At 36.5% G+C, this 12,101-nt stretch carries 14 protein-coding genes; 6 read left to right on the plus strand and 8 right to left on the minus strand.

Features of this window, described 5'->3' with window-relative positions:
* Positions 1-12: 12 nt before the first annotated feature.
* From AB1284_RS15695 to spoIIM, 4 genes are all read right to left on the minus strand, one after another.
* Positions 13-1,011, minus strand: a complete 999-nt coding sequence (locus tag AB1284_RS15695; RefSeq protein ID WP_429753994.1) for an IS200/IS605 family accessory protein TnpB-related protein — start codon at positions 1,009-1,011, stop codon at positions 13-15.
* Between the two features lie 27 nt (positions 1,012-1,038).
* Positions 1,039-1,719 (minus strand): hypothetical protein, encoded by a 681-nt coding sequence (locus tag AB1284_RS15700; RefSeq protein ID WP_429753993.1) that lies wholly within the window; start codon positions 1,717-1,719, stop codon positions 1,039-1,041.
* A gap of 116 nt (positions 1,720-1,835) precedes the next feature.
* Entirely contained in the window at positions 1,836-2,291 is a 456-nt protein-coding gene (locus AB1284_RS15705; RefSeq protein WP_429753992.1) for a Fur family transcriptional regulator, read from the minus strand.
* Between the two features lie 107 nt (positions 2,292-2,398).
* Positions 2,399-3,049 (minus strand): stage II sporulation protein M, encoded by a 651-nt coding sequence (gene spoIIM, locus AB1284_RS15710; RefSeq protein ID WP_429753991.1) that lies wholly within the window; start codon positions 3,047-3,049, stop codon positions 2,399-2,401.
* Between the two features lie 124 nt (positions 3,050-3,173).
* On the opposite strand from spoIIM, the gene AB1284_RS15715 reads away from it, so the two are divergent.
* Positions 3,174-3,725 (plus strand): GNAT family N-acetyltransferase, encoded by a 552-nt coding sequence (locus tag AB1284_RS15715; RefSeq protein WP_429753990.1) that lies wholly within the window; start codon positions 3,174-3,176, stop codon positions 3,723-3,725.
* Between the two features lie 267 nt (positions 3,726-3,992).
* Here AB1284_RS15715 and AB1284_RS15720 read toward each other — a convergent pair whose 3' ends face one another.
* A complete protein-coding gene (locus AB1284_RS15720; RefSeq protein WP_429753989.1) occupies positions 3,993-4,532 on the minus strand; it encodes an NUDIX domain-containing protein in 540 nt (179 codons plus the stop codon).
* A 74-nt stretch (positions 4,533-4,606) separates the two neighbouring features.
* Between AB1284_RS15720 and mciZ the strand changes: the two genes are divergently transcribed.
* Complete coding sequence (gene mciZ, locus AB1284_RS15725; RefSeq protein ID WP_230573253.1) at positions 4,607-4,735, plus strand: Z-ring formation inhibitor MciZ; 129 nt, start codon at positions 4,607-4,609, stop codon at positions 4,733-4,735.
* Between the two features lie 53 nt (positions 4,736-4,788).
* Positions 4,789-5,703, plus strand: a complete 915-nt coding sequence (locus tag AB1284_RS15730) for an aldo/keto reductase (RefSeq protein ID WP_429753988.1) — start codon at positions 4,789-4,791, stop codon at positions 5,701-5,703.
* Positions 5,704-5,732: 29 nt separating this feature from the next.
* Here the strand turns inward: AB1284_RS15730 and AB1284_RS15735 are convergent, their stop codons facing one another.
* Positions 5,733-6,560 carry an aldo/keto reductase gene (locus AB1284_RS15735; RefSeq protein WP_429753987.1) on the minus strand — a complete coding sequence of 276 codons (828 nt, stop codon included), beginning with the start codon at positions 6,558-6,560 and terminating at the stop codon, positions 5,733-5,735.
* A 509-nt stretch (positions 6,561-7,069) separates the two neighbouring features.
* Between AB1284_RS15735 and AB1284_RS15740 the strand changes: the two genes are divergently transcribed.
* Positions 7,070-8,035 (plus strand): quinone oxidoreductase family protein, encoded by a 966-nt coding sequence (locus tag AB1284_RS15740; protein WP_429753986.1) that lies wholly within the window; start codon positions 7,070-7,072, stop codon positions 8,033-8,035.
* 139 nt (positions 8,036-8,174) lie between these two features.
* Here AB1284_RS15740 and AB1284_RS15745 read toward each other — a convergent pair whose 3' ends face one another.
* On the minus strand, positions 8,175-8,435 hold the full coding sequence (locus AB1284_RS15745) for a YqkE family protein (protein WP_429753985.1): 261 nt from the start codon (positions 8,433-8,435) through the stop codon (positions 8,175-8,177).
* Between the two features lie 289 nt (positions 8,436-8,724).
* Between AB1284_RS15745 and AB1284_RS15750 the strand changes: the two genes are divergently transcribed.
* On the plus strand, positions 8,725-10,314 hold the full coding sequence (locus AB1284_RS15750) for a bifunctional metallophosphatase/5'-nucleotidase (RefSeq protein WP_429753984.1): 1,590 nt from the start codon (positions 8,725-8,727) through the stop codon (positions 10,312-10,314).
* A gap of 113 nt (positions 10,315-10,427) precedes the next feature.
* Here the strand turns inward: AB1284_RS15750 and AB1284_RS15755 are convergent, their stop codons facing one another.
* On the minus strand, positions 10,428-10,883 hold the full coding sequence (locus AB1284_RS15755; RefSeq protein ID WP_429753983.1) for a ribbon-helix-helix domain-containing protein: 456 nt from the start codon (positions 10,881-10,883) through the stop codon (positions 10,428-10,430).
* Between the two features lie 182 nt (positions 10,884-11,065).
* Here AB1284_RS15755 and AB1284_RS15760 point away from each other — a divergent pair, with 182 nt between their 5' ends.
* Positions 11,066-12,067, plus strand: a complete 1,002-nt coding sequence (locus tag AB1284_RS15760; RefSeq protein ID WP_429753982.1) for an alpha/beta fold hydrolase — start codon at positions 11,066-11,068, stop codon at positions 12,065-12,067.
* The last annotated feature ends 34 nt before the right edge of the window (positions 12,068-12,101 follow it).

The raw sequence follows: 12,101 nt of genomic DNA on the forward strand, positions 1-12,101 counted from the left end.
TACCATACCCATTCAACAAGGTATGGGTTTTCTGCTTTCAAACTTAGACAAACCTTTTACTTCCAAGTCTGTAAGAGCTCCTGGAGGAAAAAGTTCGTTCACAGAACGAATCTTGTTATGGTTCGAAAGTTCCATCTGATAGAATGTGTGAACACGCAAATCAGACAGGATGCCAGACAGCCACTTCCATTGCGCCCAATGATGCAGACCTACCATCTTCTCCGGTAATAGTGAATACAAAATTGGTGGAAGTTTTTCTTTAAATCCCATCGCTCTTCTAGCAATGACGTAAGAAGCTGCCTGGTGAATGCTGATACCAAAACGTTTCATATATTTGATTTTACCAATTTGAGGAGTGTACGCTGGATTTATCTCAAATACTGCTATCCCCATCTTCTCAGCACGGCTTTTAATAGCTGAAATCATCTTTTTGTAAGCAAACATGCTCATCATCATGTTTGTTTTTTTGTTGCCATAAGGATTCTTAACTTTTGCTTTTGTTGTGTTTAATTTTTCTACAACAATCGGTTTGTTTGCTTTTACAGCAATATCAACTAATGCAATGGCTTCTGCTTCCATAACTTTAGTAATTTGTTCTGACGTTTTCCCTAAAATATCAAAGGATAATACACCCGTTTTTATGAGTTGCCCTTGTTGATTGATGTTTGACCAAGCAAAGTGATCAAAATTACAGTCTACTCCAATGACACCATCGGATTTGCTGAAGTTTTTATGTTGGTTTTCTTCCATATCTATTAAACATTTAAAAATGTAGTAATCCCCATGGTCTTCAATTGCCCAACTGATTGGTTTTCCTGCATTCTTTTTATCTTTGCAATTCCATTGGTTTTGAACAGCTGCATTCACTTGTTCTTGTCCATACGGAAATGTAAGGTTCGGAATTTCAACTGCAACACTGTTTGGTGTTGTAAAGTGTAAAGATTGTGATTGTGTATTGTAGGTAAATACAAAGTTTCCTGATTTCGCGTCTTTTCGACCTGAAATCAACATTTGATTGTAACGAGCCTGTTCAAAATCCTAAACCCAGAGTGTATGATTTTGAACATATGTATCTACAGTATGTTGTGCTTTGAATCGTTTTTTACTCCCAAATACAACAGAAGAAATTTTGTTTTTTAAACTATGAAGTAGTTTTTGTAGTCTATCCAACCGAAATTCAAGGCTACCTAAACGAGAACGAAGTGTTTGAATACGCACATTTAAATATTCATGCTCAAATTGATAGGCATGATAGTAAATATCCGTTCTCTTTTTAAATTGCACAACAAAATATCGTCCCATTTGTTGTTCTTTGGACGCTTTATTGAACTTTGGCTCCCCTTTGATAAAAGATGTTTTGATTTTATTCAGCACTGTCAAATCTGACTTAGTTTTCTTAATCTTCTTTTTTACAGCTTTCATCTGTTCATTTTTATTTTCGATATACATTTTCTTCAATTCTGTCTGAGAAGAAAACAGTGCATTGGCCTCCTGCACAGCACTATTTGCATAATAGTCATTCAAACTAAATCGTGATTTTACAGTCATTTGCATACTCTCAGAACGTCTGGAGGTGCCAGAACGTTTTTCTAACACTTGCGTTTGAAAAGCAAAATGCTTCGCACGATTAAATACGAAAAGAGCATGTCCAATCGCTTCAACATACTTCGGATTCAGTGCATTCTTATAGATACGAATTGAAAAATATGCTTTTTTCATTGAACACACTCCTTTCTTGTTTTATATAAACAAAGTATACCAAAAGAGAACGTACGTTTCTATTTGTATACTTAAAAAAAAACAAAAAAACCTCTTCCTAACTAAATAGGAAAAGGTTAACTTTCTTCTGTTAATTTTTCTTGACAATTTTTGCAAATCCCATGGAACGTTAAGCGATGGTCTTTTACTTTAAAACACCACTCAGTTTCTACTCTTTTTTCTACTTCACAAAGTAAATCTTCTTGAATTTCTTCTACTGCACCACATTCTGTACAAATTAAATGATGATGAAAACGTGATGCTCCTTCTTGTCTTAAGTCATAGCGCGAAACACCGTCACCGAAATTAATCTTGTCGACAATCTTTAACTCGGATAATAATTCCAAAGTCCGATAAACGGTTGCAAGTCCGATCTCTGGCGACTTTTCTTTTACAAGGAGGTAAACATCTTCCGCGCTTAAATGGTCTTCTTCATTTTCTAGCAGCACGCGAACCGTAGCTTCACGCTGTGGTGTTAACTTGTAACTCGCTGCATGTAATTGCTTTTTAATTCGATCAATTCTTTCTTCCATTCGGTACTACTCCCTCCCTCGCCACTCTTACCCCATTATATCAGAAGAAGGAGAACTGTCAAAAGAAAAGTAATCAAAATTACTTGATAATAATTCTCAAAGTGTAATTATTTTTTGTTAATAGTATCCATGACTTGTTTCATAAACATTGGTGATACATAAGCTTCAATCCCTGAAGCAATCGCTAACACTGCACCGATAATAAGAAAAAAGCAAGTGTAGCGGATAAAAAGTGGTAATAGGGGCTCATTTATTTTTCGGATAAATTGATGACGAATCATGCGCAAGGAAAAGTTAGCGGCAATCGTCGTCATAATAAGAAATGTTGGGATAATGATTAAATTTTGTGGAAGTACAGCCACAAATGCTAATAATAAACCGTTCCATCCAAGTTGACTTACTAAGAAACCTACTGTAAAACCAACAACAACTCCTTTTAAAAATAATAAAATAAAAATAAGTGGCAAACCAATAATGGAGATGCCTAAAATCCAAATAAAACCAATATATTTCAGTTGCGATAAGTAGCTTTCGCAAAACATTTCACCTGCATTTGCAAATTGCCCTTTGGAGACTTGTCCAAAAAACCGACTTAAATAAAAATACAAATCTTGTTTTTGACTCATTTGTAAACTATTCACAAGAATCGCCCCAAAAATAACTCCCATTAATAAAAGTACAGCTACAAATACATATAATGAAGAATGTTCCTGTACATGATATGTTACACGATCTTGCCAAGACGATTTCCTTAGCATATTACGTCCCCCCGTTCTTCCTCTTACTAGAATGTATGATAGAAAGAAAAAAGTATGACGAATTAACATTGAAATTCCACGTCACTTTGCTAAACTTAAAAGTAGAGAATAGGAGGGATTTCATTTGAAACAACTATTATTAGATTTTCCAACATTATTTCAGACCGAGCGTTTGCAGGTACGTAAACCGTTCCCTGGCGATGGGGCAGAAGTTTATGAAGCAATTCAAACTTCTTTAGAGGATCTACAGCCATGGATGTCTATTACACATGAAACTGAAGAATCAGCAGAATCAGCAGTAAGAGCCGCGCATGGAAAGTTTTTACTTCGTGAAACATTACCGTTTCATCTATATGATAAAACAACAGGTACATTCATCGGTGCGCTCACCCTTCACCCAGAAAACTGGGATATTCCAAAGTTTTCTATCAACTTTTGGCTTCATAGCTCTTACACAAAACAAGGGTATATGACAGAAGCATTAAAAGGAGCTGTTCAATTCGCCTTCGATAAACTGGGAGCAAAACGACTTGAAATTCGCTGTGATGCCAACAATACAAATGCACGATTAGTAGCAGAGCGCCTAGAGTTTATTCTAGAAGGTACGCTAGAAAATGATTTTCTTGCTCCTGATGGTAGTTTACGTGATACATGTGTATATGCAAAAATACAATAAAGTGAAACTTCCTTTTGTGAGACGTTTTTCCTCATAAAAGGTTAGTTGAACCAATCGGGCGCATGTCAGCAGTTATCCCCCACCTATCTTCTGTAGAAAAGCGGAAGCGGAGCGCCCAGAATCGCAGGACGTTGGAGCTGGACAACGCTTCTCTCTGAATCTTAAGGTGGGAGTCTTACTGCCCGCGCATAACGGGATAAAAAAAGATGCTACAGCTAGTCATCTTTAAATTTCACAAAAATAAACACTCGCTTTACGCGAGTGTTTTTATTTTTTCAACTGTAGATATTGAATTGCAAACATTGTCTTCGCATCATGAATACGTTGCCCTTTTATTAGTTGCAGCGCTTCTTCTAATGATACTTCCATTAACTCAACGAACTCATCCTCATCAAGATCCGCTTTGTCTTCCTTCTTCTTCAAGCCAGTCGCTTCATATACATGCACAATTTCATCTGCAAACCCTGGTGATGTGTAAAATGACGTAATGAGCTTCATGTTCTCACATATGTACCCTGTTTCCTCTTCTAATTCACGAATTGCTGTTGCTTCAGGTTTTTCTCCTGGTTCTAACTTTCCAGCAGGAATTTCTACAAGCGCTTTTTCCATCGCTTTGCGATACTGTTCAACTAACACAATTTTCTCATCATCTGTAATTGCAATAATTGCTACCGCACCAGGATGCTTCACAATTTCACGTTTACTCGTTTCACCATTTGGCAATACTACTTCATCAACACGAACTTTAATTACTCTTCCATCAAAAATAGGCTCAGTCGCAATCGTTCTTTCTTCAAGATTACTCATAAGACTTCATCTCCCTGTTCTATTTCCTAGTCTTTCTTCATACATTCTATCACATTGAAAGGAGCGAGACGAAAATGAAAGTGTATATTTTACCAAATCGAGTAACGTTAGTCGGAAAAGCTTGGGAAATCCGTCATATGCTAAAACAATATGAACAACGTTATAAAACTGTTCATGACTGGATTACAAATACACAAAGGTAAAGTGTTTGTGAAACTCCTTACGCTTTCGTACAATGAAAGCAAGGAGGGTAATTATGAGAACACGTCAATTAGGAAATTCAGATTTATATGTAAGTGAAATTGGACTTGGATGCATGTCACTGGGGACAAATGAAACAGAAGCCATTCGGATTACTCATGAAGCGTTAGATTTAGGCATTAATTTTTTAGATACGGCCGATTTATACAATTATGGATTAAATGAAGAATTTGTCGGAAAAGCACTGCAAGGAAAACGAGAGCAAGTTGTACTTGCTACAAAAGTTGGGAACCGCTGGACAGAAGAAAAAAACGGTTGGTCTTGGGACCCTTCTAAGGCATATATAAAAGAGGAAATAAAAGAGAGCTTACGCCGATTAAAAACGGATTATATCGATTTATATCAGCTACATGGCGGAACAATTGAAGATAATATAGACGAAGTCATTGAAACATTTGAAGAACTAAAACAAGAAGGAATCATTCGTCATTACGGAATTTCTTCCATCCGTCCTAATGTCATTCGCCAATATGCAGAGCGTTCTAATATAGTAAGTGTTTTAATGGAATATAACATATTAAACCGCCGCCCAGAAGAATGGTTCCCATTCTTGCAAGAACATAATATTAGCGTAATTGCCCGCGGTCCACTCGCAAAGGGCTTATTAACTAGTAACAATGAACAGAAATTAGCTAAAGTGAAAGAAAAAGACTATCTCTCTTACAATTATGATGAAGTAAAACTCATCGTATCTCGTGTGAAAGAAATAACAAATAATCGCTCTCTAACAGAAACCGCGCTTCAATATTGCCTGCATACCCAGGCAACTGCAGCTCTCATTCCAGGCGCGAGTTCAATTGACCAATTACGTGAGAACGTAAAAGCAGGCACTACAAATTCATTGACAGACGAACAATACACACACATTCAAGCAATTGCAAAATTAGATACATATGAATCTCATCGATAAAAAAGGCTACCGAAAAACCGGTAGCTTTTTTACATCGTATCGTATTTCTCTGGATTTGTTCCTGAACGCTTATTACAGTCTAGTTTATCAATTTGTCCTACTTCTTCTTCCGTTAATGAAAAATCGAAAATATGAAAATTCTCTGCAATGCGAGAAGGTGTAACAGATTTCGGAATTGTTACAATCCCACTTTGAATATCCCAGCGTAAAATAACTTGAGCAGGTGTTTTCCCATATTTTTTAGCAATCTCTTGAATAACCGGATGTTCAAATACCTCTCCACCTCGCATAAGCGGACTCCATGCCTCCATTTGAATTTGTTCTTGCTGACAAAAATTACGAAGTTCAAATTGTGCTAACATTGGATGAAGCTCGACTTGATTCACCATTGGTTTAATATGACAATTCGCCAATAAATGTTTTAAATGATGAATATGGAAGTTTGACACACCAATCGCACGTACTTTTCCTTCTTCATACAATTTTTCAAGAGCGCGATATGTATCTACGTACTTTCCGCGTATTGGCCAATGGATTAAATATAGATCCACATAATCCATCTGTAACTTCTTTAAACTTGTTTCGAATGCTTTAAGCGTCGTTTCATATCCTTGTTCATCGTTCCATACTTTTGTTGTAATAAAAAGCTCTTCGCGAGCAATTCCAAATTCACGAATTGCTTCTCCGACACCGCTTTCATTTTCATAAATAGTAGCTGTATCAATTGCACGGTATCCGACCTCTAACGCAGTATGTACCGCTCGTTTTACTTCCTCTCCTTCTTTTGCTTTATATACTCCTAAGCCTAACATTGGCATTTTTACACCATTATGAAGTGTTGTTGTTGGAATATGCATAAAAAACTCCTCCTTATTAAAATATAGGTTCATCACCATAAATCGGTGGTGACAAAATTAACTCCCTGTTTCTAAGCAAAGGCTCCTCTGATGGTTTGTTTGAACAACAATTACGATACGTGAGTTTTCGGTTGTTTCATATCCTTAAATGTGAAATTATTCAATTTTATAATAACACCCCCTACGGTGATGAACCAAAATATAGTCAAATGTATTTATAATGTAGAAATTTATATAAAATACAATCCGTTTCAACAAGAAAAAAATAAAAAGTCTAAAAAAACGATTTGTTTACATAATCTCGTTATGTTAAAAAATCAAATAAAGTAAACCTTCCAGCTACGGGAGGCTTAACGCCCGTTAGTAGCGAGAAAAAATAATTACAATTTCTCTGTATGTTAGCCGCTCCTTTCATTACTTCTTTTTTCAAAGAGTAATTCCTTGCTTTCTTCATTCTTTTATCTTACAGTGTAAGCGTAAAACAAAATACACAAAGTAGAGGGAAAATGATGAAAGCTCTTGTATTTGACACATTTGGAGAACCAGAAGTATTACAATATAAAGAAATTCCCGATCCCCTTATTGGACCTAATGACATTCTTGTAAAAATGAAGGCAATTGGTTTAAACTTTGCGGATGTCTATAGAAGAAAAGGAAATTATCACCTTGCTGGCCAACCACCATACATTTTAGGTTACGAAGGCGCCGGAATTGTAGAAATGGTAGGAAATAATGTTACGACCATAAAGCAAGGAGATTCTATTGCATTTGCAGATGTTCCATATGCAAATGCAGAGCTCGTAGCAGTTCCAGAGGAGAAAGCAATTCCGCTTCCAAATCATATTTCATATGAAACAGCTGCTTCTATTTTACTGCAAGGTTTAACAGCTCACTATCTAACTCGTGATAGCTATGCAGTAAAGGAAGGAGACATTGTACTCGTACACGCTGCTGCTGGTGGTGTAGGACAGCTTCTTGTACAAATCATAAAATTACTAGGCGGTAAAGTGATTGCCCTCACTTCTTCTATCCAAAAAGCAAAAACTGCCGAAGAAGTTGGCGCAGACTGGGCCTTTTTGTATGAGGATGATTGGAAACAGGAAGTCATGCATGTGACTAATGGAAAAGGTGTAGATGTCGTATATGAATCTGTTGGCTCTACGCTGATGGATAGCTTTGAAGCAACACGTATTGGAGGAACCGTTGTGTTTTACGGAATGGCAGGAGGCGATCCAGCACCTGTAGACCCGCGCATGCTTATGGATACATCTAAGACGCTAACCGGCGGGGATCTATGGAATGTACTCACTTCTCATAAAGAACGCGTTCTTCGTTCTGAAGAGCTATTTACATGGATTCAACAAGGACAGATCAAATTATCTGAGCCAACTACATTTTCCTTAAGCGAAGGAGCAAAAGCACACCATTATTTAGAAAGTAGAAAAAGCACAGGGAAAATTTTATTACTTCCATAAAACAATTATAAAAATAACGTGCCGCATATACGTGGCACGTTATTTTTTCTTCATCCATTCTATAGCTCTTTGCTCCCTATCACGAACAAATGCATCTTTCCCTTCAATATACCGCTCTATATCGTATGTAAATTGTTTCTTACTTAAAGTCTTTCCATGACAAACTACTTTCACCTAATAATTCTTCAAACGATTTATTTTTTTCACGCTCACGCTGTTCTTTACGCTTTCTCTCTAGTTCTGCTTCTTTTTTCTGTTCTTCTTGCTCTTTTAGCTCTCTTTGTTTACTTTTCAGCTGCTTCATTAATGCTTCGTTCAATTGATCTCCAATTGTTACTGTTTCTTTTTCCAACTTCATCCCTGTTTGTTTCTGTGCTTGCTTTTGCTTTTTCTTCGCCATAATCAAATCACCTTTTACTTTTTTCTTTATTATAGTAGAAAATGTAATTTACCAGCAACCACAAGAGCCGCATCCCTATTACTATTAAATTACTCGAATCCCCATTCCATATGAAGATACAAAACAGTTAATCATTAATAATTAGTTATATATTTTCTATATAAAAACAAAAAGATAGTTTTTTGTAAATTTTCTTAAAATATAGTATTTTATATAGATTGTTTTCTCATAATCTATTAAAATGATGTCGTGTAATGTCAGATTTATATAAAGGGGAGAAACAAAAAACATGTGGAAAAAAATTATACCTGCAGTTGCTGTTTTGAGTACGGTCACATTTTCAAGTGTATGTGCAGCTCAGCCAACATCTACACCAACACAGGAAAATCGTTACATTGATGTTCAAATACTAGGCATTAATGACTTCCACGGTCAATTAAACACAGTAAAAAAAATAAACAATAAGGAAGCCGGCGGGGTCGATTACTTAGCCACATACTTGCGGGATCGCGAAAAACAAAACCCAAATACGCTGCTTGTTCATGCCGGAGATGCAGTCGGGGCAAGTCCACCAATTTCTGCTTTATTACAAGATGAGCCAACAATTGACATTTTCAATGACCTTGGATTTGATGTTGCAACAATTGGAAACCACGAATTTGACGAAGGTATGGACGAAATGCGCCGCCTTATTTACGGTGGTTATCATGAAAAAACTGGAAACTTCAAAGGTGCTCAGTTCCCTTACGTTGCAGCCAATGTCTATAATAAGACAACAGGACGCTTATTTTTACCACCATTTACAGTAAAGATGGTACAGGGAGTTCCAGTCGGCTTTATTGGTGTCGTCACTACAGAAACACCAAGCATCGTTATGCCTAAAATGGTTGAAAACGTAAAGTTCACAGATGAAGTAGAAGCCATTAACAAATCTGCACAACAATTAAAACGATTAGGTGTAAAAGCAATTGTTGTATTAGCACACAATCCTGGTACAACGGATGATAAAGGAATTACAGATGGTGATCTCGCTCGCTTAGCTCAAAATACCGATCCAGAGGTAGATGTCATTTTTGGCGGTCATAACCATGCATATGTAAATGGAACTGTAAATGGAAAACTTGTTGTACAAGCTTATTCGTACGGTACAGCATTCGCAGATGTTGACTTAAAAATTGATAAAAAAACAAAAGATATTGTAGAGAAAAAGGCTGAGATTGTTACAACATTTCACGATGGCATTCAACCTGATCCACAAATTAAGAAAAAAGTCGAGCAGTATGCTGAAAAAGTTGCTCCACTTGTAAATGAAGTTGTCGGTAAAGCTGCAACTGCTTTAGACAGAAAAGAATCACCTGCTGGAGAGTCAACACTTGGTAACTTAATTGCAGATGCACAGCGTAGTGCGATGAATGGACAAATTGCTCTTATGAATCCTGGTGGTATTCGTAACGATTTAGATGCAGGGGATATTACATGGGGAGAACTATATGGCATTCAACCTTTTGGCAACCAATTAATAAAATCAACATTGACTGGAAAAGATATCCGGGACATTTTAAATCAGCAGTGGCAAAAAGATAAAACACGTATGCTCCAAATCTCTGGCATCACATACAAATGGGACGCTAACAAAGCAGATGGTGAAAAAGTAGTTGATATACACTTATCAAACGGCGAAGCTCTTGTTGACTCGCAAACATATACTGTCGTAGCAAATGCCTTTTTAGCTTCTGGTGGGGACGGTTTTATTTCATTTAAAAATGGAACAAATACAGAAACAGGACCAAATGATTTAGATGCGTTAGTAGATTATGTGAAGCAAGCAAAATCACCGATCGAAGCAAAAATTGAAGGGCGTATTCAAAAAATAAATTAACCATTAAAATATACAACTTTCATAAGCATAAGAAATCAAACTTTTACATGCAGGTCCCCTTTTAGATCTTATTGCCTGCAAATGTAAGATAAAAGCGGGAAATCCCGCTTTTATTATCTTTCATAATGTCTTTCTAAATATTCTTTCAGTGCAATTTCTACAAGTTTAGACTTGTGTACACCATTTCTAATAGAAAAACAATCTAATTGTTCTAGTACTTGTTTAGAAAGAGAAAATGTACGTTTTTTTTTCTCACCTTGCTCCACAGACGTAATACATATTCCACATTCTCGCTTTTGCAACAACTCATAAATATGTTGCAATTGCTCATAAATGAGGCGCTGATAATCTATTTTTTCCTGTTGTAAACTCACAGCTTCTTTTAATTGTAAATGACGAGGTTCTTCCCCTTCTCCAACAAATACCCTTTTTTTCTGCTCACCATCATATTCATATCCGAGTAATCGTAATTTTTTTGATAGTGCATATGGACTCATTTCCAATCGTTTCGCAACAATCGCTATCGGTTCACGATTATTTAAACGATCAATAATTTCACCAATTTCCACCTCCTCCCTCCTCTCTATTAAACATAAGATAACGTGAAACTTTCATCAACGGGAGCCTATTGCTTGTTAATGCGGGATAAAGTTATTATGTTATGATACAATAATTTCTTATTAGTATATTTAGTATATGATGAAAATAACAGCACTGTTCAATATATCGCAATCAAAAGGAGGTCGTCCTCATGTTCATTCGCAGCAGCACCCCCTCTTTTTACGATAAAAATAAAAAACACATCGCAAATAGTATTGCTACAATTGAAAATGTTCTTATCAATAATCGCAAACAATCATTACTCATTCGTGGGCAAGATCTCAATCAACCTCTTTTATTATGCTTACACGGTGGACCAGGAATGGCTCAAATTGGCTTTGCACGCCATTTCCAAACAGAACTTGAGAAACATTTTATTGTTGTCAACTGGGATCAGCGCGGAGCGGGAAAATCCTTTTCATGGCGAGATTTCAAAGAACCACTAACAATTGAACAATTCATTTTAGACACACATCAAATAATTGATTATCTTCTAACAAAGTTTCAAAAAAGGAAATTATTCCTTCTTGGGCACTCTTGGGGCAGCATCATTGGATTATTTGCTGCACAGCAATCTCCCCAATACATCGAAGCATATATCGGAGTTGGCCAAATTGTGCATATGAAGCAAAATGAGGAACTGCTTTTTGAACATTTAATTCGATCCGCAAAGCAGCGCGGACATGACAGTGCACTGGCCTCTTTAAAAAAACTTGGAAAGCCTCCATTTTTAGATAAGAGACGACTACTTATCCAAAGGAAATGGCTCGGTATCTTTGGGGGCGCTATTCAAAAGGGGACATTTTTTTCTTTCATTCGAAAAGGGTTTCGATCCCCAGAATATACATGGATAGATTGGATTAAATTTTTTAGTGGAAATATGAAATCCGGAGAATTATGGAGGGAAATGTTGAAGATTGATTTCTTTTCACAAGTTCCAAGCGTTTCATTTCCTGTATATTTTTGTTCTGGACGCTATGACTATCAAACGCCTTATGCACTTGTCCAACAATATTGTGATGTTCTTAACGCACCTATAAAAAAAATGATTTGGTTTCCAAATTCAGCTCATTCTCCAAATTTTGAAGAACATGAACGTTTTGCAGCAACGTTACTTGATATTAAACAAGAACACTTCTTACTGCACCCTTGATTAAGTGAAACTTTCATCAATCAGACTCCTACTG

This window comes from Bacillus sp. S2(2024) (assembly GCF_050474045.1).
Lineage (GTDB): Bacteria > Bacillota > Bacilli > Bacillales > Bacillaceae_G > Bacillus_A > Bacillus_A yunxiaonensis.